Origin of the sequence: Mesorhizobium sp. WSM4935 (genome assembly GCF_029625735.1) — a bacterium.
Lineage (GTDB): Bacteria > Pseudomonadota > Alphaproteobacteria > Rhizobiales > Rhizobiaceae > Mesorhizobium.
Genome location: NZ_JARTVR010000004.1, coordinates 225,120 through 248,825, shown reverse-complemented (window position 1 = coordinate 248,825; position 23,706 = coordinate 225,120). Strand labels below are relative to the sequence as shown.

The following is a 23,706-nucleotide window of genomic DNA, read 5'->3' as shown; positions in this document are numbered from 1 at the left end:
GTCGGGCACAGCCGAGCGCTTTGATGGCGTGGCATTACTCGTTTCGGGGAAAAACCGCCACCCCGGCATGGTCCAAGGCCGGTTTGCGAAATTGGGCCAGACAACAAGGCCGGGCGAAGGCGTCCGTCCTCAGCGCGCCTTTTGCATCGACGACTTCTCGGCGCTTTCCTTGATGAGGCGGTCGATATGCATTCGGATATGCGCCGCCTCGGCGGCGGTGTTGGCCAAAGCGATGGCGCGGTCGAAGGCGACGCGCGCCTCCTCGTTGCGGCCAAGCTGCATAAGCAGCCCGCCCCTTAGCCCGAAGAAGTGGAAATAGCCCGACAGCCGCTCTTCCAGCGGCTCGATCATGGCAAGTGCTGCCTCCGGCCCGCGCACCTTGCTGACCGCGACGGCGCGGTTCAGCGTCACCACCGGTGACGGCTGCATCTGCTCCAACAGGCCGTAGAGCAGGTCGATCTCGGCCCAGTCGGTATCCTCGGCCGTTGCCGCCCGCGCATGCAGCGCCGCGATCGCCGCCTGCACCTGGTAGGGTCCGGGCTTGCGATGGCGCAGCGCCTTGTCGACCAGCGCCAGGCCCTCGTCGATCATCTTGCGGCTCCAGAGGGAGCGGTCCTGGTCCTCGAGCAGCACGATCTCGCCATTCTCGTCGAAGCGCGCCGGCGCGCGCGCATGCTGGAGAAGCAGCAGCGCCGTCAGCCCCATGATTTCCGGTTCCTGCTGGAACAGCCTGAGCAGCAGCCGGGCAAGGCGGATCGCCTCTTCGCAAAGCGGCGCGCGGGCCGGCGCCTCGCCGCCATTGCTGGAATAGCCTTCGTTGAAGATCAGATAGACCATCGCGGCGACCGCGGCGAGCCGCTCCGAGCGCTCGACCGCGCCTGGCGTCTCGAACGGCACGCCGGCGTCGGCAATGCGCGCCTTGGCGCGGGTGATGCGCTGTTCCATGGCGCTCTCGCCGACCAGGAAGGCGCGCGCGATCTGCTTGACGGTGAGTCCGGAGACGATGCGCAGCGCCACCGCGATCTGCTGCGTTGCCGGCAGATCCGGATGGCAGCAGATGAACAGAAGCCGCAGGATGTCGTCGCGGTAATGCGCGCCGTCCAGCCGCTCGGCCATGTCGCTCTCGGCGTCCTCCAGATCCGATACCTGGTCTTCCTCCGGCATCGGCGCCTGCTTGGAGCGCTTGCGCACCGCGTCGATGCCGCTGTTGCGCCCGACGAAGATCAGCCAGGCCGCCGGATCGCGCGGCGGTCCGTTCTTCGGCCAGTTCTTGAGCGCCCTCAGGCATGCGTCCTGGAAAGCCTCTTCCGCGGCGTCGAGGTCGCGGAAGTAGCGCAGCAGCGCGCCCATCGCCTGCGGACGGGCGTTGCTGATTGCGGTGCTTATCCAGGCGAGCTCTGTCATACCGCGACCTTTGTCGGATTGAAGACCGAAACCGGCCGGATCTCATAGGAGCCGCCGCTCGGATTGACCTCGGAGAGCTCGCGCGCGAATTCGACGGCTTCGTCGAGATCGTTGCATTCGAGCGTGTAGAAGCCCAGGAATTGTTCCTTCGTCTCGGCGAACGGACCGTCGAGCACGACCGACTCCCCCTTGACCTTCCGCAGCGTCGTGGCCGCCGTGGTCGGCAAAAGCCGCGCCACGGGGCCTAGCCGGCCGGCCTTGGCGTATTTGTCCTGCACGTTCAGGAGCTTTGCCATGACCTCGTCGTCCTGTTCCTTGCTCCAGGAGCAAACGACGTCTTCGGAGGCATAGCAGAGGATGGCGTAGAGCATGGTCTCGTCCTTTCCATATCAAAGGACGCGACACTAGGATCCTTCCCGACACGAGGTCGATAAAAAAATTCATCGCCCGATCACGGACTTGGCGATCTTTGCGCCTGCCTGTCAGGCGCCATGCGCCTGCAGCCATCTGAGCACCAGCGTTTCTTCCTCGTCCAGCCCGGATATCAGGCGCTTGCGCTTGTTGGCCTCTGCCATCTCGTCAAGCAGGCGCCCTTTGCTCCAGGCCTCGAACACCAGCGGATGGATGTAGCATTTGCGGCAGACCGCCCGCGTATTGCCCAACCGCTCCGCGACCTTGTCGACGACGCTGTTGATCACCCGGTTTTGCTGCCTTTTGCTTTCCGGCAGCTCGGTCGCGGCAAACAGCGACGCCGCATGGATTGTGCCGCCCCAGGTGCGGAAATGCTTTGAGCTGAAGTCGGCACCGGATGCCTCGCGGATATAGCGGTTGACGTCCTCCGAACGCACCGGCCGCCGGTCGCCGTGCTCGTCCAGATATTGGAACAGCTTCTGTCCGGGCAGATCCTGGGCGCCGCGCACCACCTTGGCGATGCGGCGGTCGACCAGCTTCAGCTTCCATTCCTTGCCCGACTTGCCCTTGAAGGCGAAGCGCAGGCTGGAGCCGTTGATCTCCACATGGCGGTCGCGCAGCGTGGTCAGCCCGAAGCTCTTATTGTCGCGCGCATAGGCCGCGTTGCCGATGCGGATCATGGTGTTGTCGAGCAACCAGACCACCGAGGCGACGACACGCTCCAGAGGCAGCCCGTGCCGGCGCAGATCGGCGTCGATCTGCCGCCTGAGAACAGGCAGGCTTTCCGCGAACGCGACGAGGCTTGAATATTTAACGCCGTCGCGTTCCTCGGTCCATTGCGGGTGATAACGGTATTGTTTGCGGCCGCGCTGATCCCGGCCCGTTGCCTGGATATGGCCGTCCGGATCGGGCGATATCCATACGTCCGTCCAGGCCGGCGGAATGACGATCGCCCTGACGCGGGCAAGCGTCGCTTCGTCGACGGTTCTGCCATCGGGTCCCGAATAGGAGAACCCCGTTCCTTTTCGCAATCTGCGGATGCCGGGATCGGCATCGCTGACATAGTTGAGCGACGTGCTCTCCGCCGAGTTGCGAGCGCCGTTCCTTCGGGTTTCCTCGTCCCGCGCCGAGCGGTCCGATGACGATTGTAAATGCTGCAACATGCCGGCTCCGCGAAATGACCCGTAGATAAAGCCGCGCGCCGATGACTGGTTCCGAATGAGATTTCAGTCCCGCCGGTTGACGGACAGATCCGCCATCCAGAGCCCGCCATCATCGGCATGGGCGGGAAAATACTCGCGGCCCTTTGGCACCGCCTCGAGGACCATTCCCGACTCGTCCGCCAGATAGTCGTAGCCGATCTGCTGCAGCCGGCGATCCGGATCGAGGCGATTGTAGAGGTCGCGGCGCGCCATGCGCCGCTTTGGCTCGATCATCTTCAAATGATAGAGATTGAGGCCGCTATCCTCGAGCCTGAAGCCGATATCGTCGGGAAACCAGGCGCCATGCAGATCCTTCGATCTATAGCGCTCAGGAGGGTAGGCGCCAAAAAGCCTGTGCTGCCTCTTCCGGCCCCACGGGCCATCGACCCTGTAACTGGCCGGCGTATACATCTCCCGGCAGCGGAATCCCCAGGCGATGCGCCTGGACCCGCTGGTCAGCCGGCCGATGCGGCCGGCGACGGCATTTTCCAGCCTTTCGTCGGGATCCATGGCCAGAACCCAATCGGCGCCCGCCTCATGGGCCGCGGCGATAAGCGCGCGCCGCCTCTGCGGCTCGCTGCTGAAAAGCCCCTCCGAGGCGCGGTCGTCATAGGCGATCCAGCCGTCGACGACAGGCTCAAGGTTGGCGATGAGGTCGGGCACGAGGTGCTGATCGTAGCGATAGCTGAAGACGGCGACGATTTTGCGCCGCGACCAAAGCCATCGGCCGCGCCGCCGGCGCGGCGGCTTCATCTCGATGGTGATCATCGCCGGCCCTCCGTCTTGCAGCCATGCCGGGCGCCGGCGGACGCCCCCAACGATTTGGCGAACAATGCCAGCCACACGATCGGCAGCGATAGCCTGGCGAAAGCCCGATCCCTGCCGGACAGCCCCTCCTTGATCAGCGCGCCGACATTGCGCCGGTCATGGAACACCTTGCGGAACGGGCGCGCGGGTCTTTCGGCTTCAAGGGACCCGAGATAGGCGCCATAGCGGCGCCCGCGGCGATATTGGTCGGCAAGCAATCCGAACAGACTCGTCTCGTTGCGGTGAATAGTCAGGATCCTCGGTTCCCAGACCGGCTGCAAAGCCTGCGGCAACCTGGCCATGAATTCGGTGTCTTCTCCCGACGTCAGCCGCTCGTCGAACGCTCCGTATCGCTCGAACAGCTTCCGGTCGAACGAAACGCCGTAGCGCTGCGCCTTCTCGGCCGGAAGACCGGGCAGGCGTCGCATGTAGGTGACGAGATGCGCCGCGCAGGCGACCAGATTGCGCGGGTGGCTGTTGAGGACGGCGCTCGCCACAGCCGCCTCGCCTTCCCGGTGACGCTGCAGCCGGATTTCGGCCCATTGTGGACAGGCCAGGCAATCATCCGCGAGAAAAGCGACGAATGGAGCCTGCGTTGCGGCTATGCCACGATTTCGCGCGGCGCCGGCAAACAATCGCTCCTCGACATCGATCACTGTGACGTCGATGCCGCAATCGGCAAGCAGCGCTTTGGCGTTGCCGCCGCCGGAATTCACCACCACGATTTCGAGCGGAACATTCTGATCGAGCACCGACCTTACCGCGGCCGCCAGTACGGCGGGTGCCCGGAAACCAATCACCACAACCGCGAGATCCGGCCTCCCGGCCATCAGGCGCTTTGCAGTTGGGCGGCAGGCGCCGAGAACCGGCGCCGCAGCGCGATCTTCAGCCGATAGCGCATGCAGCGCCAGATATCCGCGCCCGCCCGAGGCGCGGCTTCCGCCACGCTGAGGAATCTTGCCGCCATGTCGAAATCGCCGCGCGCATAATGAACGCGCGCGATCTTCAAAGCGACGAGCCCTTCCCGGGTCTTGAGCGACCGCTCCGCGATGCCGCAGGACCGGAGCCGGCGCAGCGCCAGGCGCCATTGGAGAAAGCCCGTGGCAGGCTTGATCGTGAAACGGTCGTCGGAACGCTCAGCCGACACGAAATAGATGAAGATCGGTCGTGTCAGGACCGCAAGCGAGCCTTTGGCCATCAGGCGCGCCCAAAACAGCGTGTCCTCGTCATAGGCAAGCCCAGTCGGGAACCTCGTGTCACCGATAACCCGCCGCGACACCAGCGCGCTGCCGACCGCGATCGATCGTATCCGCCCTTCGAGATAGGCGCAGGCATTGGCCGGTCCGCTTGCCGCATAGCCGCCTGGCAACTTGATCGACCGCTTCTCCCCATCGACCTGTCGGCGGTAGGCGCCAACCACCATGTCGGCCTCCGATTGCGCCCTTGCCTTGGCCAGCAATGCGCGCAGCCCACCCTCCAGATGAAGATCGTCGGCATCGATCATATAGATCCAGGGAAAGCTGGCCTGTTCCAGCCCCAGATTCCTGGAACCGCCGGCGTCACGGCAGCTCGATTTGATGATGCGCAGCGGCAAGGCAAGCCGCAATGCAGCTTCCGTAGCGACCGCCGTGGTGGCGTCGGAAGACGAATCGTCGACCAGCAGCACCTCGCCGATGACTTCTTTTTCCGGCGCCAGCGAAGCGAGCGTCCGCGCGATCGTCCGAGCCGCATCATGTGCCGGAATGATGACGCTTACCGCTTTCAAATCTGTCCCCACGCCGCCACGCGATCCGAGAGCAACCAATCCCGATATTCAAGATACCGGGTGCCCCTGCCCTTGAGAAGCGTCCGCGGGCGAGCGGTCTGTTATCGCACCTTTTCGACAGCGACCGGAATGACGTCGACCGCCTGTTCGCCGACCTGACCGCCCGTCGTCTTCAGCACGCCGACGATCGGCGCCACGTCGGAATAATCGCGTCCGTACCCGACCGTGATATGGTCGTTGCTTGCCCGCATGCCGTTGGTCGGATCGAACTCCTGCCAGCCGGCATCACGCCCGCACCACGCCTTGACCCAGGCATGCATGGCATCCGCGCCTTCGAGCCGGGGCTTGCCCTTGGGCGGAATCGTGCGCAGGAAGCCGCTGACATAGCCGGCCGGGATGCCAAGCCCGCGTAGGCCGGCGATCATGATATGCGAGAAATCCTGGCAGACGCCGCGCTTCAGCGCAAAGGCGTCGCTCGCCCGCGTCTGAACCGTGGTTGCCTTGCCGTCATAAGTGAAATCGCGATGGATGCGATTGCAGAGCTCGACCGCCGTGCCCACGACAGAACCGGCAAGGGTCTCCCGCGCATAGGCGGTGATCGCCGCATCGATGCCGACATGATCGCTGGCGGCTAGGAAATGATGCGGCGCGGACGGCGACAATGACCGCACCAGATCGAGCTCAGCCCTCAGCCCACTCATTTCGGGGGAGACATCGAGGCCCGGCTCGGGCCGCGAGACCGAAACGCGCGCGCTCATCCGGATGTCGAGGGCCTCATGCGCCTCGCGAAAGGCGATCGAGGTGACGTTGTTGCCGAAGAAATCGGAGAAATCGGCACGCTCGGCCGGCGTCGGCTGAAAGGACAGCGAGGCCGCGATGACGCGCTGCACCCCGGCGATCGTCTGCGGCATCACGCGCACCTGATGCCGCCCGCCGCCGGCGGCGGCGGCATAGTCGTAGTGCAGATGGAGTTTGATGTCGTAGAGCATTAAAGCAATTCCAGCAAAAGTGCGCAGCGGTTTTGCGTTCGGAATTGCGCAAAAACGAAGAAATAGAGCATTGGAAGCGATCCTTTTCGCTGGAAATGCTCTAACCGAAATAGGCTCGGGCAAGGCTGTTGTAGAGATCGCCGATCTGGCCGGCGAGGTCATCGAGCAGTTTGGCGCTCATGTCCGACGGCTCCATGACCGCGATTGCCGTGTTGAGCTGCAGGATTTCCTTGGCGGCGGGCGACATATGCCCCTCGCCGCCGATCGACGGCAGCATGCCGATCTCCGCCTTCAGCCGCTCGAGCTGGAACAGGATAGAGCGCGGATTGAGCGGGTCGAGCGCCAGCAGGTCGATCACCGTGCGCCGCCCAGCCTGCACCGGATATTGCCGGCGATGGGTCATGACGCTGTCGCCGATCTCCAGCATCATGTCGAGCGCGCCTTCCGGCGCCCCGCTCCTAGTCAGCCGGCTGAGCGTACGGGCGATCTGGATGCCGCGTTCCAGCCTGCGGCCGATTTCCAGGAAGCGCCAGCCGGTGAAGCGATACATGTTCTCGTGCAGCAGGCCGGAAAAGCCAGCGAGCTTGCGCAACATCACCGTCATCGCCCGTGTCGCGTCGTCTCCGGGCGCGACCGTCTCCGCGAATTTGTGGATGGTCTTCGACAGATCCTTCAGCGCCAGCCAGCCATCGGGAGAGAAGCGGTCGCGAATTTGCCCCGCGCTGTAGACCGCGCTGTCCAAAGTGCCGATCAGCCCCTGTGGTATCGCCGTTTCCACCTCGATGCCGAACGGCTCCAGATAGTCCCTGATATCGGCAAGCAGCGGCATATCCGGATCGGACGTCTCGGCAAGCCGCACGTGATAGGCGCGCAGCACGCGCACCGTGTCTTCCGAACGCTCGATATAGCGCCCGAGCCAGGTCAGGTTCTCCGCCGCGCGGCTGGGAAGGCTGCCCGGCATGGTGCGGGTGAAGCCGTCATGCTCCTGCGGCAGCAATGTCTCGCGCTCGACCGGCCTGTCGCTGACCACCCAGACATCCGCCGCCTGGCCGCCGCGCTGCATCGCGATCGCCGTCGGGTCGAGCGAAAAGCCGACCCGGGCGAAGCCGCCGGGCATCACCGTCCAGCCTTCCGGCGTGCGCGCCAGATAGACCCGCAGGCTGGCGGGCCGAGGCTCCAGCACGCCGCCGACGAAAACCGGCGTGGTCGACAGCGTGACCGCTTCCTGGCCGACGAAACCGGCGCCGTCCGCCTCGATGCGCGCGACCAGCTCGGCCCGCTCGCCGGCCGAAAGGGACGATCCGAGCCGGGTCGCGCCATCGTCTTCGAAGGCAAGCCGGGTCGACAGCGCCGGGCCGACGACCATGCGGTCGATATTGGCCAGCACATGGGCGCGCTCGGCCTCCTGCCCGCACCACCAGGTGGCGATGCTCGGCAGCTTGAGATCGTCGCCTTGCAGTTCTCGCGCGATCCTGGGTAGGAACGACAGCAAGGCCCGCGTTTCCATCAGCCCTGAGCCAAGCGCATTGACCGCCGAAACGGAGCCGCGCCGGATCGCCTCGACCAGGCCCGGCGTGCCGATCTGCGAGTCCGGCCTGAGCTCCAGCGGATCGGCAAAGGCGGCATCGAGCCGTCGCCACAAGACGCCGATCGGCAGCAGGCCCGAGACGGTGCGCACCATGAGCCCGCCGCCGGAAACGGTCAGATCCTCGCCCTCGAGGAGCATGATGCCGAGATAGCGGGCGATATAGGCGTGCTCGTAATAGGTTTCGTTGAGCGGTCCGGGCGTCAGGATGGCGACGCGGCCGCCCGACTCCTTGGCCATCCCGTTCAGCGCGTCGCGGAAACGGCGGAAGAAGCCGGCGAGCCGATGTACATGCATCTCGCCATAGACGTCCGACAGCGCGCGCGTGGTGGCGACGCGGTTCTCCAGCGCGAAGCCCGCGCCCGACGGCGCCTGCGCGCGATCGCCCAGCACCCACCAGCGCCCGTCCGGGCCACGGCCGAGCTCGAAGGCGACCATGTGCAGGAAATGCCCGCTGGCCGGCCTGACGCCCGCGATGGGGCGCAGATATTCGGGGCTCGCGGCGATCAGCCCGGCCGGCAGGATGCCTTTCTCGATCAGCCGGTTCGGCCCGTAGACGTCGGCCAGGATCGCCTCGAACAGGTCGGCGCGCTGGGTAAGGCCCGCGCTGATCTCGGCCCATTCCTTCTCGTCGATCAGCAGCGGGACATGCGCGAGCGGCCATTCGCGCTCATTGGCGCCGGCCTGTTCGTAGACGCGGTAATAGACGCCGGCGTCGCGCAGATACTGGTCGGCGCGGGCAAAGCGCTGTCCAAGCCGATCCGCCCCCAGATCGTCGAGCGCGTCGATAAAGAAGCGCCAGGCCGGACGCGGGCTGCCCGACGCGTCGACCATCTCGTCGGCAACGCCTTCGATCGGCCGATAGCGCTCCAGCAGGCTCTGCGTCCGCAGCCTGCCGCCCGCCCTTCTCTGATTCCCCTTGGCCATTGTCGATCAGAATCTCGCCGGCCGCCTGAGGTCAAGGGTCATGGGAAACTCTTCAGAGGCTTCTTCGTCACGCAGCACATAGCCGCCAGCCGTGTGGCCGCGCGGTTCGAACCGGGCAAGCCGTCGCGCCTCGGCCTCGTTGCCGTTGACCGGGAAGGTGTCGTAATTGCGGCCGCCGGGATGCGCGACATGGTAGACGCAACCGCCGACCGAGCGGCCCGACCAGCGGTCATAAATGTCGAAGACCAGCGGCGTGTTGACCGGCAGGGCCGGATGCAGGCCCGACGCCGGCTGCCAGGCCTTGAAACGCACGCCGGCCACCGCGACCTCGCGATTGTCTGTGACCTTCATCGGCACGATGCGGCCGTTGCAGACGACGGCGTGACGCTCCAGATTGAGCCCTTCGGTCCGTATTTGCAATCGCTCCACAGAAGAATCGACGAAGCGGACCGTGCCGCCGATGGCGCCCTGCTCGCCCATCACATGCCAGGGCTCCAGCGCCTGCCTCAATTCCAGCTTGACGCCGGCATGTTGCACCTCGCCGCAGAATGGAAAGCGGAATTCGAGCTGGGCTGCGAACCATTCGGGGCGAAAGTCGAAACCGCTCAGCTTCAGATCCTCCAGCACGTCGAGGAAATCCGCCCAGACATAATGCGGCAGCATGAAACGGTCGTGCAGCGAGGTGCCCCAGCGCACGAAGCGGCCCTCGAGCGGGTTCTTCCAGGCGCGCGCGATGATCGCGCGGACCAGCAATTGCTGCGCGAGCGACATACGCGCATTGGGCGGCATCTCGAAACCACGGAACTCGACCAGCCCGAGCCGGCCGGTCGGGCCGTCCGGCGAGAACAGTTTGTCGATGCAGATTTCGGAACGATGCGTGTTGCCGGTCACGTCGGTCAACAGATTGCGGAACAGCCGGTCGACCAGCCATGGCAAGGGCGCCTCGCCCTTGTCAGGATGCGGCACCTGCGCCAGCGCGATCTCCAGCTCGTAGAGCGAATCGTGCCTCGCCTCGTCGATGCGCGGCGCTTGGCTGGTCGGACCGATGAACAACCCTGAGAACAGATAGGACAGCGACGGATGCCGCTGCCACTGCAGCACCAGGCTTTTCAGCAGGTCGGGCCGGCGCAGGAACGGGCTGTCATTCGGCGTCGCGCCCCCGACCACGACATGGTTGCCGCCGCCGGTGCCGGTGTGGCGGCCGTCGATCATGAACTTGTCGGTGCCGAGCCGCGACTGTCGCGCCTCTTCATAGATCGTGCTGGTCGTCGCGACGCATTCCTGCCAGTTGGCGGCAGGATGGATGTTCACCTCGATGACACCGGGATCGGGCGCGACGCGGATGACGTTGAGGCGCGGGTCGTGCGGCGGAGCATAGCCCTCGATATGCACCGGCAGGCCGACGGCCTTCGCTGCGTTCTCGGCTGCCGCCACCAGTTCGAGATAATCCTCCAGCGCCTCGACCGGCGGCATGAACACGCAGAGCCGCCCATCGCGCGGCTCGACGGTGAGCGCGGTGCGCACCGCGCCGCCGATCTCGGTCAGTTTCTGCTCGACCCGGTCCTGCCGGGCCGTGGCGGCGGTGAAGGACGCCTCGGCCTGTTGCCGTGCCATTTCGTCGGCGCCGCCGGCCGGCGCTTCCGGCAGGATGGCATCGCGCGCCGGCAGCGTGCCGCGCGGCACGGAGGGATCGACCGGCACGATATAGGGAAATTGCGCCGGCGGCACGTAAGGCAGCGCGCCGAGCGGCAGGCGATAGCCGACCGGTGAATCGCCCGGCACCAGGAACAGCCGGCCCCGCCGCGTCTTCCATTTCTCCGACCGCCAGCGATTGCCCGCGGCGGCCTGGCTGTTCCAGCGCTGCACCGGCAGCACATAGCCGGACGGCTTGGTCAGGCCACGCTCGAAGACGCGGGCCATGCGGCTGCGCTCTTCCGGGTCCTCCAGCTTCGAGTTGGTGGGATCGACATTGTCGGGCAGCTTGCCTTCCTTGAGCAGCCATTCGCCCGGGTCCTCATAGGCCTCGCTGACCATCGCCTTGTCGATGCCGAGCTCACCGGCGATCGCCTTGAGCAGGCGTTCGGCCTGTTCGGGCCCGACCGCGGCATTGCCGTTCTCCCGTGCGGTCAGCGACGGATCGCGCCAGACCGGCTCGCCATCGGTGCGCCAGTAGAGCGAGAAGGTCCAGCGCGGCAGGCTTTCGCCCGGATACCATTTGCCCTGACCGTAATGCAGGAAACCGCCTGGCGCGAAGCGCTCGCGCAGCCGGCGGATGAGCTGGTCGGCCTTGTCGCGCTTGGTCGGACCGACGGCGGCCGTGTTCCATTCGGTGGATTCGAAATCGTCGATCGACACGAAGGTCGGCTCACCGCCCATGGTGAGCCGCACGTCCTCGTCTTTCAGCGCCGCGTCGACTTTTTCGCCCAGTCGATCAAGCTCCTCCCAGCTTTCATCGGAGAACGGCTTGGTGATGCGCGGATGTTCGGCGATGCGCTCGACCCGCATGTCGAAGCCGAAATCCACATTGGCGAAGCTCGCCATGCCGGAGATGGGAGCCGCATTGCGGAAATGCGGCGTCGCGGCCAGCGGCACGTGGCTTTCGCCGGTGAGCAGGCCGGAAGTCGGGTCGAAGCCGATCCAGCCGGCACCGGGAATATAGACCTCGCACCAGGCATGCAGGTCGGTGAAATCGACCGAGGTCCCGGGCGGTCCGTCGAGCGAGACGAGGTCCGGCTTGAGCTGGATCAGATAGCCGGAGACGAAACGCGCGGCGATGCCGAGGTTGCGCAGGATCTGCACCAGCAGCCAGCTTGAATCCCGGCACGAGCCCTTGCCGGCGGAAAGCGTCTCTTCCGGCGAATAGACACCAGTCTCCATGCGCACGATATAGGCGATCTCGCGCTGCAGCCTTGCATTGAGGCCTACGAGGAAGCTGACGGTGTTGGCCGGGCTGCGGTCGATGCTTTCCAGGAATTTGGACAGCAGCGGTCCTGCTGGCTCAGGTTGCCGGTAGATGGCAAGGTCTTCCCTGATCTCTTCCGGGTAATCGAACGGAAAATTCTCGGCGCTCTCCTCGACGAAGAAGTCGAACGGATTATAAACCGTCATATCGGCGACGAGGTCGACCTCGATCTTCAGCTCCGTCACCGGCTTCGGAAAGACGAAACGCGCGAGGAAGTTGCCGTAGGGATCCTGCTGCAGATTGACGAAGTGGTTCTTCGGCTCGACCCTCAGCGAATGGCTGAGCACCTTGGTGCGCGAATGCGGCGCCGGTTGCAGCCTGATCACCTGGGGACCGAGCACCACCGGCCGATCATATTTGTAATGGGTCAGGTGATGGACGGCTGCCAGAACTGCCATGGTGCCGCGGAGAATGGCGTTTTACCGCCAGACCCTGACACAAGTCCTGGGCATTCTCCAAGCAGAGATGTTGCGCTGCACTTAATTTAAGCAGCGTTGCCGGTTCAAAAAAACGCCTGCAGGCCCGTCTGCGCTCTTCCGAGGATCAGCGCATGCACGTCATGCGTGCCCTCATAGGTGTTGACCGTCTCCAGGTTCTGCGCGTGGCGCATCACGTGGTAGCCGATCTGGATGCCGTTGCCGCCATGCATGTCGCGGGCTTGGCGGGCGATGTCGAGCGCCTTGCCGCAATTGTTGCGCTTGACGATCGAGATCATCTCCGGTGCCATCTTGCCTTCGTCCATCAACCGGCCGACGCGCAACGAACCCTGCAGTCCAAGTGCGATCTCGGTCTGCATGTCGGCAAGCTTCTTCTGGAAGAGCTGCGTGCCGGCGAGCGGCTTGCCGAACTGCTTCCTGTCGAGGCCGTATTGCCGCGCCCGGTGCCAGCAATCTTCCGCCGCGCCCATTGCGCCCCAGGAAATGCCGTAACGCGCCCGGTTGAGGCAGCCGAACGGACCTTTCAGGCCCGAGACATTGGGCAGCAGCGCCTCTTCGCCGACCTCGACGCCTTCCATCACCACTTCGCCGGTGATCGAAGCGCGGAGGCTGAGCTTGCCGCCGATCTTCGGCGCCGAAAGCCCCTTCATGCCCTTTTCCAGAATGAAACCACGGATCTGGTTGTCATGCGCTGTCGACTTCGCCCAGACGACGAAGACGTCGGCGATCGGCGCGTTGGAAATCCACATCTTGGAGCCGGAGAGCTTGTAGCCGTTGGTCGTCTTCTCGGCACGCGTCTTCATGCCACCCGGGTCGGAGCCGGCATCCGGCTCGGTGAGGCCGAAGCAGCCGATCCATTCGCCGGAGGCGAGCTTCGGCAGATATTTTTTGCGCTGCTCTTCCGAGCCATAGGCATGGATCGGATACATGACCAGCGACGACTGCACGCTCATCATCGAGCGGTAGCCGGAATCGATGCGCTCGACCTCACGCGCCACCAGCCCGTAGGTGACATATCCGGCGCCAAGCCCGCCATATTCTTCCGGAATGGTGATGCCGAGCAGGCCCGCCTCGCCCATCTCGCGGAAGATCGACGGATCGGTCTTCTCGTCGGCATAGGCTTCCTCGATGCGTGGCGCCAGCTTGTCGGCCGCGAACGCCGCCGCCCCGTCGCGCACCATGCGCTCGTCCTCGGAAAGCTGGTCCTCGATCAGGAAAGGATCGTTCCACACGAAGGCATTCTTCTCAGCGGCCATGGCCCGCTCTCCCGGCAAATTTGAGGTGACCGGCTTATCGGCCTCCGCAGGGGAAAAATCAAACGAAATTGCATCACGGATCAATGAGCGTTAGTAATGGATCATGAACGTCCAGCGCCGTCTTTTGCCCAACACCGCCGCCCTTGCCGCCTTCGAAGCGGTTGCGCGCCTCGGCTCCTTCACCGCCGCCGCGCGCGAGCTCGACCTGACGCAAGGCGCCGTCAGCCGGCAGATTCACCTGCTGGAAGAACAGTTCGGCCGGCGTTTGTTCGAGCGCGACAGCCGCAATGTCAGGCTCTCGACGGCCGGCGAGACCTATGCCGAAGCGGTGCGCTCTGCGCTTGGCCAGTTGCGCGATGCTGCGCTTGGATTGATGAGCAATCGGCATAGCGGTGTTCTCAACCTGGCCATCCTGCCGACCTTCGGCACGCGCTGGCTGATGCCGCTGATCCCGGATTTCGTCGCTCGCCACCCCGATATCACGATCAACTTCGCCACCCGTATCGGCCGCTTCGACTTCACGCGCGAGCGCCTCGATGCCGCGATCCATCACGGCATGCCCGATTGGCCCGAGGCGGATTGCACGCTTCTGATGCGCGAAACCGTTATGCCGGTGGTTTCGCCCGAATTCCTGGCCGATCGCGCGATCGCCGCGCCGGCCGATATCAGTCGCTTGCCATTGCTGCACATGGCGACGCGTCCCGGCGCCTGGAGCGAATGGTTCGAGCATCAGGGGCTGGAGGCGCCGACCGGTCCCGGCATGCAGTTCGAGCAGTTCGGCACCGTCGCCCAGGCCTGCATGGCCGGGCTCGGTGTGGCGCTGCTGCCGGAAATTCTGATTGCGGGTGAATTGCAGCGCGGCCAGTTGGTGCCCGCCCCCGGCCAGCCGATGCAAAGCCGCAGCGCCTATTATCTGGTCGTGCCGTGCGACAAACGCGGCCACCCGCCGGTCGCCAGTTTTCGCGACTGGCTGCTGGGTCAGATCGGCAAGGAGCCTGCAGTGCTCGCGTGGTAGCTACTTCCGTTTCATCGCCTCCGCGAGCGCCGCGCCGAATGCGCCCTGCGAGGGGCGCTCCGGATGGCGATGCGGCGCCTGAGATCGCGGCGCCGGCTTGCCGCCGCCGTGATCGCGCTGGCCGCCACGAGGCGCCCCGCCCTCGCCGCCATCCTTGCGCATCGACAGCCCGATGCGCTTGCGTTTGATGTCGACCTCAACGACCCGCACCTTCACCACGTCGCCCGCCTTCACCACCTCATGCGCGTCCTTCACGAAGCGGTCGGCCAGTTGAGAGACATGCACCAGCCCGTCCTGGTGCACCCCGATATCGACGAAGGCGCCGAAGGCCGCGACATTGGTGACGGTGCCTTCGAGCAGCATGCCTGGTTTCAAATCCTTGATGTCGTCGACGCCCTCGGCAAAGGTCGCGGTCTTGAAGCCGGGGCGCGGGTCGCGTCCGGGCTTTTCCAGCTCGGCGATGATGTCGCGCACCGTCGGCAGGCCAAAGCGCTCATCGACGAAGACGCGTGGATCGAGCGCCTTGAGCACGGCGCTGTCGCCCATCAGCGAACGCACGTCGCGGCCGCAGGCGGCGACGATCTTCTTCGCCACGCCATAGGCTTCCGGGTGTACCGATGACGCATCGAGCGGCTCAGTGCCGTTCGGGATGCGCAGGAAACCGGCGCACTGCTCGAATGCGCGCGGCCCTAGCCGCGCCACCTTGAGCAGGTCCTTGCGGCTGGCAAACGGCCCGGTCGCGTCGCGATGCGCGACGATCGCCTCGGCGAGCGATGGCCCAAGCCCCGACACCCGCGCCAAGAGCGGCGCCGAGGCCGTGTTGAGGTCGACGCCAACCGCGTTCACCGCATCCTCGACCACCGCTTCGAGCGAGCGGCCGAGCCGGTATTGGTCGACATCGTGCTGGTACTGGCCGACACCGATCGATTTCGGCTCGATCTTGACCAGCTCGGCGAGCGGATCCTGCAGTCGCCTGGCGATCGACACCGCGCCGCGCAGCGAGACGTCGAGACCGGGGAATTCTGCCGCTGCCATCGCCGAGGCCGAATAGACCGAGGCGCCGGCCTCGCTGACGATCACCTTGAGCGGCTTCGGTCCGGCGCCGGCCGGCAGCTCCGACAGCATGTCGGCCACCAGCTTTTCGGTCTCGCGGCTGCCCGTGCCGTTGCCGATGGAGATCAGCTCGACCTTGTGCTGGCGGATCAAGGCGGCGAGTTCCGCCTGCGTGCCGCGCACATCGTTTTTCGGCGGGAACGGGTAGACGGTCGTCGTCGCCACCAGCTTGCCGGTGCCGTCGACTACCGCCACCTTGACGCCGGTGCGGATGCCGGGGTCCAGCCCCATGGTCGGCCGCGAGCCGGCGGGAGCGGCCAACAGCAGGTCCTTCAGGTTGCGGGCAAAGACATGGATCGCCTCGTCCTCGGCCCGCTCGCGCAAGTCGCGCATTAGGTCGAGCGTCAAATGCAGCGACAGTTTTATCCGCCAGGTCCAGCCGGCGACTTCCATCAGCCATTTGTCGCCCGGCAGGGTGCCGCCGATCGCATAGGCATTGGCGATCATGCGTTCGACCGGCTTCACCGGTGAGGTATCGTCGGCATCGACCTCGATATCGAGCGACAGCACCTCTTCATTGCGGCCGCGCAGCATGGCCAAAGCACGGTGGCTGGGCACGCCTGCCCAGCGCTCGACATGGTCGAAATAGTCGGAGAATTTCGCGCCGGCTTCCTGCTTGCCGTCCACCGCTTTTGCGCGCAGGAAGGCGCGTTCCTTCATATAGGCACGCAGCTTGCCGACCAGATCGGCATTCTCGGCGAACTGCTCCGACAGAATGTCGCGCGCGCCTTCGAGCGCTGCCTTGGCGTCGGGAACCTCGTCGGTGACATAGGCGAGCGCAAGCTCGCTCGGTACCGCCGACCGGTCGGCCAGGATTGCCTCGGCGAGCGGCCCGAGCCCGCGCTCCTTGGCGATCTCGGCCTTGGTGCGCCGCTTCGGCTTATAGGGCAGGTAGATATCCTCGAGTTCCGCCTTCGTGGTGGCCGCCGCGATCTTGGCTTCCAGCTCCTCGGTCAGCTTGCCCTGCTCGCGGATGGAGCTGACGATCGTCTCCCGCCGGGAATCGAGCTCGCGCAGATAAGCGAGCCGCTCGGAAAGATCGCGCAACTGCGTGTCGTCCAGGCCCCCGGTGACTTCCTTGCGGTAGCGCGCCACGAAGGGGACTGTCGCGCCCTCGTCGAGCAGCCCGATCGCCGCTGCGGCCTGTTCCGGCCGCGCGCCGATCTCGGCCGCGATGATTGCTGCGATGCGCTTGATGTCCGATGCCATGCTGGTCCCTGCAGAAAAGAGCGGCGACCATAAGCCGGCAGAACCGTTACGCCAACCGCAGCGATTCCATCGCGGGCCGAAGGTCCACAGAAAACAGCCCGTGGAACCAGCCTTTGGTCGGCTCAAACCATTTGGCTCAGCGCATCCAGGAACGCCACAATGTCGTCGTCCAGCTTCTCGTCCACCGGCTCCGGCTGCGACGACATCTTGGCAATGATCACTTCCGTCTTCGGATTGACGTAGAGCCACTGGCCGTGAATGCCGATGCCGCAGAAGGCGCCGCTGTCATGGCCGGTCTGGTACCACTTGTTCCGGTAGCGTCCCTTCGGGAACAAAAACGCCATCGTGCCGCGCTGCCAGGCTTCATGGCTGCCGCCGGTGGCGACGGTGTCGCGCACCCAGGCGTCCGGAACGATGCGGCGGCCGTTTGCCGTGCCGCCCCGCCGCATCATCTCGCCGATGCGGGCAAGGTCGCGCGGCGTCATCGACATGCCGCCGGCCGTGCGCGCCGTGCCTTCCATGTCGACCGTCACCGACATGTCGCTTGCGGCCCCCAGCGGCAGCCAAAGCTTCTCGCGGAGCAACTCGCTGACGCGCGTTCCCGACGCCCGCTCGACGACGATGCCGAGCACATCTGAATTGGGCGAGCGGTAGCGATAGGTCTGGCCATGCGGCTCGGCAAGGCGCTGGATGGTCATCAGGAAGGAAGCGAGGCTCTCCGATCCGCCGCCGGGATTCCACAGCGTCGAGCGGCGGTAGCGGGCAAAGGCGCTTTCCGGATCGAGATAGGCCTCCTCGAAATCGAGGCTCACCGTCATGTCGAGCACATTGCGCACGCTCGCATCGGCATAGGCCGAGCCCTTGGCTTCGGGAATGTATTGCGTCACCGGCGCGGTGGGGTCGAACAACCCCTCGCCTTCCAATATGCCTGCGAGGATCGCCGTCACCGACTTGCTGATCGAAAAGATGATGTGGCGGGCTCCGAACGGCATATGCGGCGCCGACCAGTCGCCGACCAGCTTGCCGCTCTTCAGGATCGTCAGCCCGTCCGTGTCGGACCGTTTCAGAAAGCCCTCGACCGTTTCACTGCCGCCGGCGAGTGAGACCTTCTCCTCGAGCAATGCGCCGAGCGATTTCGCCTGCTCCTCGCCGCCGGGCGCCGCCGCGACATGCGCGCTCGGCACCAGTTCGCCGACATTCTGGAAGGACCATCGGTTGAACGGCGAAAGCCGCCAGGTTTCGAGCCGCACATCCTTGCGGGCAAAGCCATATTTGGCCTCGAAGGCGCTCTTGCCAGTCACGACACTCTCCCAGATTCGATTTGCGGTTTCAGGCCAGCGCGGCGGCGATGGCATGCACCGCCTTCTGCGTCGCCACCGAATAGGCGAAGTTGAGGAAATCCGGATAGGTCGAAAGCTTCACCACAACCATCCTGTGTTCCCAGCTGATATGGATCAATTGGCCGAACACGCCGCGGCACATCAGCGAGCATGAGCGCGAATCCTCGATCCAGAACTGGTTGCGGTAGCTGCCGTCCGGCAGGGTCGGGCTGAAATTCGGTCCGTGCCTGCCGGTGCGCGTCGCCTCGATCCAGTCGGCCGGGATGACGCCGCCGCCATGGTCGAGGATCAGCTGCCCGAAGCGGCCGTAGTCGCGCAGCGTCGCGTTGAAGCCGCCATCGGCCAGCGCATAGCCGGCACTGTCGACGGTGAAGCAGGCGCTTTCGTCGGCGCCGAGCTTTTGCCAGAGTTCTTCCGAGACGAGCTGCGCCAGGCGCTTGCCGCTCACGCGCTCCATGATGAAGGCGAGCACGTCGGTCTCGATCGAGCGGTATTCGAAAGCCTCGCCATGCGGGCGCACTTTGTCCTTCAGCCGCAGGATCAGCTCGAACAGATGCGACGGCCACGCAAAATCCGGATCGCTGCCTGGCGGGATCGGCTTCCAGCCGGTCGCGACATCGACCTGGCCGATCTCGGAATAGCGGTCGGTATATTCCTCGGAAAAGCGCACGCCCGTCGTCATGTCGAGCACCTGCTGGACGGTAGCGCCGGCCCAGCCGGTCTCACCGAGTTCCGGCAGATAGTCGGTCACCAACCTGCCCGGATCGATCAGGCCGCGCCCGACCAGTATGCCGCACACCGATCCGGTGACGGACTTGGCCATCGACTGCGACAGATGCAGCGTGCGCTCGTCCATGCCGTTGAAATAGCGCTCATAGGCTATTCTGCCGTCCTTCAGCACCAGGAAGCCGTCGGCATAGGTTTCGTCGAGCAGGCCAGCGAGTGTCGTCGGGCGCCCTTCGCTATCCGCTACGGCGAGGTCGTCGAGATCGACCTCGGCGCGTTCGAGGCGACGGCGATGGCCGTTGCCGCGCCAAACCTCGACCGTTGGCAGAAATTCGCGGATGTGCTGGAAGGCCCAGCGATTCCATGGCGGCCGATCCCAGTCGAGCTTCGGCGGCACCAGCTTCGGCGGCGAGCCCTGCATTATCGGCGGCCGCGGATCGGAGTTGCGATAGGACGACAAGATTTCCTCCTCGAGGCATGCCGCTCAAAAGCCCCTCGTAGAGCGATATGCACAGAACCACTCACAAGGAAGGGAGGCCGTAGCCTCCCCTCCTTTCATGCGTCGCGCTGTTTATTTGCGCAGGTTGGTCCAGATCTTGTTGTAGATCTCCACCACGTCCGGCGGGCAAGGCGGCACGAATTCCGGTGTCGGCGAGCCGGCCGGAGGGCTGATTTCCGGCGAGTTGGCGAACTCCGCAGGAAGGAATTTGTGGCTGCCCGCGATGCCGTTGTCATAGCCGGCGAACTCCGAGATCAGCGCCGCGTTTTCCGGAGCCATGACGAAGTCCTGGAACAGCTTGGCGTTCTCGAGGTTCTTTGCGCCCTTCAGCACCGCGACATTGTCCATCCAGCCTTCGATGCCTTCCTTCGGATAGGCATATTTGATCGCCGGGATCTTTTGCCGCGAACGGTAGCTGGCGCCGTTCCACTGCTCCGAAACGATGACGTCGCCGGACGTGATTTTGGTGATGGTGTCGTAGCTGAAGGTTTTCCACGACGGCTTGGCGGCCATGAGGATGTCGTTGATCTTCTTCAAATTGGCCTTGTCGGCGCCGCAGCGTGGCACACCGGCATAGCGCTCGGCCGCATGCATGACGGTGTTGACGTCGTCGAGCATGTTGATCTGGCCCTTCAGTTCATCGGGCGGATTGAACAGGATGGCCAGCGTGTTGATGTCGCCCTTGAACTTGTCCGTATTGACGGAGAACGCGGTCGTGCCGAATTGCCACGGCGCGGTATAATGGCGCCCGGCGTCCCAATAGACGTCGACGAATCTCGGATCGATGTTCTTGCCGTTCGGCATCGCGTTGGGCTCGGTCTTTTCGAGCAGCCCCTCTTCGACCATGATCTTCACGGTGTAGTCGGACGGCACCACGATGTCGTAGCCGGAATTGCCGGCACGCACTTTGGACAGCATCGTTTCGTTGGAATCGTAGTCGTCCAGCGTCACCTTGACGTTGTACTGCTTCTCGAATTTTTCGATCAGCTTGGGGTTGGTGTAGTCGCCCCAGTTGTAGATATGCAGTTCGCCGTCGGCGAGCGCCGGCACTGCCCACAAAAGAACGGCCGCGGAAACGGCCGCCATCAGTTTTCCAGACATTTTATGTTCTCCTTGCCTTCCCATTGTGTGTTGGAGCTCGTGGATCATTTCGCGCGTCGCCGCGCGATCAGGAACGAGACCGTGACGAACAGGATCGACACCAGGAGCAGGATGGTCGAGATGGCGTTGATCTCCGGCGTCATCGGTCGCCGGATCTGGTTCCAGATGTAGAGGGGCAGCGTCGTCTGGCCGGGGCCGGCGACGAGCTGCGTGATGGTGAAATCGTCGAATGAGACGATGAAGGCGAGCGCCGCGCCCGACATGATGCCGGGCACCAGCAGCGGCAGCGTGATGCGCTTGAAGGCGTTCCACGGCGTCGCGTAGAGGTCCGCCGCCGCATATTCCAGCGTCAGGTCCATGTCCTCGAGCCGCGCCCTGATCGGCATATAGGCAAAGGGGATGCAGAACACGGTGTGGGCGAGGATCAGGTTGCCGATGCCGAAATTCAGCCCGAGCGTGCCGGCAATCAACGCGAAGAAGGAAAGTGTCGCGACCGCCGTGATGATCTCGGGCACCATCAGCGGCAGGTTAATGACCATGAAGGCGGCCGACAAGCCGCGCCAGGGCTTCACGCGCGTCATGCCGATCGCGGCAAGCGTCGCGCAGATCGTCGAAACGATCGTCGCCGTCACCGAGATGATCAGCGTGTTCTTCGCCGCGTTGTGGAACTCCTCGTTGAGGAATGCGCTGCCGTACCAGTTGAGCGTGACGCCTTCCCAATGCGTGACCAGCGACCCGCTGTTGAGCGAGAAGACCATCAGGATCAGCACCGGTGTATAGAGCACCAGCAGGCAGATGACGGCGATCGAGCGGAAGCCCGGCTGGTCCTTGATGTCCATGATGCGGGGCTCAGCCATGCTGCACCTTCCCCGACGTGTTGCGGACATAGAAGAACAGCGCCACCAGCACCGCCGCCATCAGGATCAGCGCCTGCGCGCAGCCGAGCGGCCAGTTGCGCCCCGATCCGAATTGCTGCGCGATGAGATCGCCGATCATCAGGTGGACGCCGCCGCCCAGGATCAGCGGCGTCACATAGGCGCCGAGCGCCGGGATGAAGACGAGCAGGCAGCCGGCGATGATGCCGGGCTTGGACAGCGGGATGATCACCCGCCACAGCACCTGCCGGCGCGTCGCGTAAAGATCGTAAGCTGCCTCGACCAGGCGGAAGTCGAGCTTCTCGAGGCTCGAATAGAGCGGCAGCACCATGAACGGCAGGAAGGCATAGAGCAAGCCGAGCTGGATGGCGAAGTTGGTGTAGAGCATCGTGATCGGCTTATCGATCACGCCGAGCGCAAGGAGCGCGTTGTTGATCAGACCCTCGTCGCGGATGATGAACATGATCGCCAGCGTGCGGACCAAAAGGTTCGACCAGAATGGGATGGTGATCAGAAGCACCCACCAGTTGCGCTGCGCCGGCGGCCGCGTGGCCATGAAATAGGCGGTCGGGAAACCGAGCAGCAGGCAGATGATCGTCGTCACGACCGCGAACAGGAAGGAGCGCAGGTAGATGATCAGGAAATCCGGCGTGAACTGCAGCGTGTCGTCGAAGATGTCGCGCTGGAACAGGAAGTTGAGATAGGCGTCGGTCGAGAACTGCCACTGCACGCCGCCATAGGGCGCGGCGACGAGAAACGAGTAGATGCAGATGATGATCAGCGGCAGCACGCCGAAAGTGCCGATGATGATCAGTGCCGGCAGCGACAGCAGCCGGTTGCGCCGCGCACTTGTCTTCACCGCCTGGGCTTCGAACAACGCGGCCTTGGAAAGCGTGGTCGGGGAGAGCGTGGCTGTCGTCATCAGTCTTTCAGGACGCGGGCGGCGTCCTCCTCGAACTGGATTCCGACCTTGGCGCCGGTCTCGTAGGTCACTGCGCTGGAACGGCTGTTCTGATGGCGCACGATGAAATTCTCGCCGCCGCCGTCGAGCTTGACGTGATAATGCGTGTCGGTGCCGAAATAGACGATGTTGGAGAGCGTGCCGGTGATCGTACCCTTGGCCGGATCGGGAACCAGATCGGCATGCTCGGGACGCACCACCAGCGTCACCTCGCCGGTCGGATTGAAGCCTTCCGGATAGCCGGCGCTGATCGTGGCGCTGCTGGCGAATTTGACCGTCGCCACGCCGGCCTGTTTCGACACCACTGTGCCGGGCAGGAAATTCGTTTCGCCGATGAAGTCGGCGACGAAGCGTTCGGCCGGCCGGTCGTAGATGTCGCGCGGCGTGCCGACCTGCAGGATCTTGCCGGCCGACATCACCGCGATGCGATCAGACATGGTCAGCGCTTCTTCCTGGTCGTGAGTGACGAAGATGAAGGTGATGCCGGTCTCGTTCTGCAGCCGCTTCAGCTCGATCTGCATTTCCTTGCGCAGCTTGTAGTCCAGCGCCGAAAGCGGCTCGTCGAGCAAGAGCACCTTCGGCTGCGGCGCGAGCGCGCGGGCCAGCGCCACGCGCTGCTGCTGGCCGCCCGAAATCTGGCTGGTGCGGCGCGCCTTGAGCGCCTCCATCTTGACCAGCTTCAGCATCTGCGCGACGCGCGCCTCGATCTCCGCTTTCGGCTTGCCAAGCATCTCCAGCCCGAAGCCGATATTCTGCGCCACCGTCATGTGCGGGAAAAGCGCATAGCTCTGGAAGACGGTGTTGACCGGGCGTTTGTAGGGTGGGAGCGGCGCGATGTCCTGGCCGTGCAGCAGGATTTCGCCGGCGGTTGGGAAATCGAAGCCGGCAATCAATCTCAGCAGGGTCGTCTTTCCGCATCCGGAGGGGCCGAGCAGCGTGAAAAACTCATTCTCGCGGATCGACACCGACACCGTGTCGAGGGCGGCTACCTGGTTTTCGCCGGTACCAAAGACCTTGCGAACACCGCGAACTTCGATCGCGTTCTTACCCGGCTGTTCCGGCACGATTACCCCATTGAGAGAGCCTGCTCTTGTCGGCAGGTGTGTTCCTGTTTTGATTGTC

At 64.5% G+C, this 23,706-nt stretch carries 18 protein-coding genes; 1 reads left to right on the top strand and 17 read right to left on the bottom strand.

Annotated features, from left to right (window positions below):
* Positions 1–129: 129 nt before the first annotated feature.
* The 10 genes from P9273_RS12815 to P9273_RS12770 all read right to left on the bottom strand — a co-directional run bounded on the left by P9273_RS12815 (position 130) and on the right by P9273_RS12770 (position 13,745).
* A complete protein-coding gene (locus P9273_RS12815; protein ID WP_278049233.1) occupies positions 130–1,404 on the bottom strand; it encodes an RNA polymerase sigma factor in 1,275 nt (424 codons plus the stop codon).
* Positions 1,401–1,775, bottom strand: a complete 375-nt coding sequence (locus tag P9273_RS12810; RefSeq protein ID WP_040997043.1) for a YciI family protein — start codon at positions 1,773–1,775, stop codon at positions 1,401–1,403. Before P9273_RS12810 ends, P9273_RS12815 begins: the two co-directional genes overlap by 4 nt.
* 111 nt (positions 1,776–1,886) lie before the next feature.
* The gene (locus tag P9273_RS12805; protein ID WP_278049232.1) at positions 1,887–2,978 is read right to left on the bottom strand and encodes a DNA topoisomerase IB; all 1,092 of its coding nucleotides are present in this window, start codon (positions 2,976–2,978) and stop codon (positions 1,887–1,889) included.
* A gap of 63 nt (positions 2,979–3,041) precedes the next feature.
* Entirely contained in the window at positions 3,042–3,785 is a 744-nt protein-coding gene (locus P9273_RS12800) for a hypothetical protein (RefSeq protein WP_278049231.1), read from the bottom strand.
* Positions 3,782–4,654 carry a glycosyltransferase family 2 protein gene (locus tag P9273_RS12795; protein WP_278049230.1) on the bottom strand — a complete coding sequence of 291 codons (873 nt, stop codon included), beginning with the start codon at positions 4,652–4,654 and terminating at the stop codon, positions 3,782–3,784. Before P9273_RS12795 ends, P9273_RS12800 begins: the two co-directional genes overlap by 4 nt.
* Positions 4,654–5,589 carry a glycosyltransferase family 2 protein gene (locus P9273_RS12790; protein ID WP_278049229.1) on the bottom strand — a complete coding sequence of 312 codons (936 nt, stop codon included), beginning with the start codon at positions 5,587–5,589 and terminating at the stop codon, positions 4,654–4,656. The genes P9273_RS12795 and P9273_RS12790 overlap by 1 nt, the downstream gene beginning before the upstream one ends.
* A 101-nt stretch (positions 5,590–5,690) precedes the next feature.
* Positions 5,691–6,578, bottom strand: coding sequence for a transglutaminase family protein (locus tag P9273_RS12785; RefSeq protein WP_278049228.1), 888 nt, complete (start codon positions 6,576–6,578; stop codon positions 5,691–5,693).
* A 100-nt stretch (positions 6,579–6,678) separates the two neighbouring features.
* Positions 6,679–9,090 (bottom strand): circularly permuted type 2 ATP-grasp protein, encoded by a 2,412-nt coding sequence (locus P9273_RS12780; RefSeq protein ID WP_278049227.1) that lies wholly within the window; start codon positions 9,088–9,090, stop codon positions 6,679–6,681.
* A 6-nt stretch (positions 9,091–9,096) separates the two neighbouring features.
* Entirely contained in the window at positions 9,097–12,450 is a 3,354-nt protein-coding gene (locus P9273_RS12775; RefSeq protein WP_278049226.1) for a transglutaminase family protein, read from the bottom strand.
* A gap of 104 nt (positions 12,451–12,554) precedes the next feature.
* Positions 12,555–13,745: an acyl-CoA dehydrogenase gene (locus P9273_RS12770; RefSeq protein ID WP_278049225.1), complete on the bottom strand. Its 1,191-nt coding sequence runs from the start codon at positions 13,743–13,745 to the stop codon at positions 12,555–12,557.
* Positions 13,746–13,848: 103 nt separating this feature from the next.
* On the opposite strand from P9273_RS12770, the gene P9273_RS12765 reads away from it, so the two are divergent.
* Positions 13,849–14,760 (top strand): LysR family transcriptional regulator, encoded by a 912-nt coding sequence (locus P9273_RS12765; protein WP_278049224.1) that lies wholly within the window; start codon positions 13,849–13,851, stop codon positions 14,758–14,760.
* Here P9273_RS12765 and P9273_RS12760 read toward each other — a convergent pair whose 3' ends face one another.
* The 7 genes from P9273_RS12760 to P9273_RS12730 form a co-directional block, all read right to left on the bottom strand.
* Complete coding sequence (locus P9273_RS12760; protein WP_278049223.1) at positions 14,761–17,082, bottom strand: Tex family protein; 2,322 nt, start codon at positions 17,080–17,082, stop codon at positions 14,761–14,763. It abuts the gene before it with no gap.
* A 122-nt stretch (positions 17,083–17,204) separates the two neighbouring features.
* The gene (locus P9273_RS12755) at positions 17,205–18,383 is read right to left on the bottom strand and encodes a serine hydrolase domain-containing protein (protein ID WP_278049222.1); all 1,179 of its coding nucleotides are present in this window, start codon (positions 18,381–18,383) and stop codon (positions 17,205–17,207) included.
* A gap of 28 nt (positions 18,384–18,411) precedes the next feature.
* The gene (locus P9273_RS12750) at positions 18,412–19,608 is read right to left on the bottom strand and encodes a serine hydrolase domain-containing protein (protein WP_278049221.1); all 1,197 of its coding nucleotides are present in this window, start codon (positions 19,606–19,608) and stop codon (positions 18,412–18,414) included.
* Positions 19,609–19,719: 111 nt separating this feature from the next.
* Complete coding sequence (locus tag P9273_RS12745) at positions 19,720–20,748, bottom strand: extracellular solute-binding protein (protein ID WP_040997071.1); 1,029 nt, start codon at positions 20,746–20,748, stop codon at positions 19,720–19,722.
* Positions 20,749–20,792: 44 nt separating this feature from the next.
* Positions 20,793–21,605 (bottom strand): ABC transporter permease, encoded by an 813-nt coding sequence (locus tag P9273_RS12740; RefSeq protein WP_278049220.1) that lies wholly within the window; start codon positions 21,603–21,605, stop codon positions 20,793–20,795.
* On the bottom strand, positions 21,598–22,545 hold the full coding sequence (locus P9273_RS12735; protein WP_278049219.1) for an ABC transporter permease: 948 nt from the start codon (positions 22,543–22,545) through the stop codon (positions 21,598–21,600). Before P9273_RS12735 ends, P9273_RS12740 begins: the two co-directional genes overlap by 8 nt.
* Positions 22,545–23,648 carry an ABC transporter ATP-binding protein gene (locus P9273_RS12730; RefSeq protein WP_041004660.1) on the bottom strand — a complete coding sequence of 368 codons (1,104 nt, stop codon included), beginning with the start codon at positions 23,646–23,648 and terminating at the stop codon, positions 22,545–22,547. Before P9273_RS12730 ends, P9273_RS12735 begins: the two co-directional genes overlap by 1 nt.
* Positions 23,649–23,706 lie beyond the last annotated feature (58 nt).

What these genes read in the sequence shown, in the direction of transcription:
- P9273_RS12810 (WP_040997043.1), bottom strand. Translation starts at nt 1,775, where the DNA reads ATGCTCTACGCCATCCTCTGCTATGCCTCCGAAGACGTCGTTTGCTCC.
- P9273_RS12805 (WP_278049232.1), bottom strand. Translation starts at nt 2,978, where the DNA reads ATGTTGCAGCATTTACAATCGTCATCGGACCGCTCGGCGCGGGACGAG.
- P9273_RS12800 (WP_278049231.1), bottom strand. Translation starts at nt 3,785, where the DNA reads ATGATCACCATCGAGATGAAGCCGCCGCGCCGGCGGCGCGGCCGATGG.
- P9273_RS12765 (WP_278049224.1), top strand. Translation starts at nt 13,849, where the DNA reads ATGAACGTCCAGCGCCGTCTTTTGCCCAACACCGCCGCCCTTGCCGCC.
- P9273_RS12740 (WP_278049220.1), bottom strand. Translation starts at nt 21,605, where the DNA reads ATGGCTGAGCCCCGCATCATGGACATCAAGGACCAGCCGGGCTTCCGC.
- P9273_RS12780 (WP_278049227.1), bottom strand. Translation starts at nt 9,090, where the DNA reads ATGGCCAAGGGGAATCAGAGAAGGGCGGGCGGCAGGCTGCGGACGCAG.
- P9273_RS12745 (WP_040997071.1), bottom strand. Translation starts at nt 20,748, where the DNA reads ATGTCTGGAAAACTGATGGCGGCCGTTTCCGCGGCCGTTCTTTTGTGG.
- P9273_RS12770 (WP_278049225.1), bottom strand. Translation starts at nt 13,745, where the DNA reads ATGGCCGCTGAGAAGAATGCCTTCGTGTGGAACGATCCTTTCCTGATC.
- P9273_RS12785 (WP_278049228.1), bottom strand. Translation starts at nt 6,578, where the DNA reads ATGCTCTACGACATCAAACTCCATCTGCACTACGACTATGCCGCCGCC.
- P9273_RS12735 (WP_278049219.1), bottom strand. Translation starts at nt 22,545, where the DNA reads ATGACGACAGCCACGCTCTCCCCGACCACGCTTTCCAAGGCCGCGTTG.
- P9273_RS12760 (WP_278049223.1), bottom strand. Translation starts at nt 17,082, where the DNA reads ATGGCATCGGACATCAAGCGCATCGCAGCAATCATCGCGGCCGAGATC.
- P9273_RS12775 (WP_278049226.1), bottom strand. Translation starts at nt 12,450, where the DNA reads ATGGCAGTTCTGGCAGCCGTCCATCACCTGACCCATTACAAATATGAT.
- P9273_RS12815 (WP_278049233.1), bottom strand. Translation starts at nt 1,404, where the DNA reads ATGACAGAGCTCGCCTGGATAAGCACCGCAATCAGCAACGCCCGTCCG.
- P9273_RS12795 (WP_278049230.1), bottom strand. Translation starts at nt 4,654, where the DNA reads ATGGCCGGGAGGCCGGATCTCGCGGTTGTGGTGATTGGTTTCCGGGCA.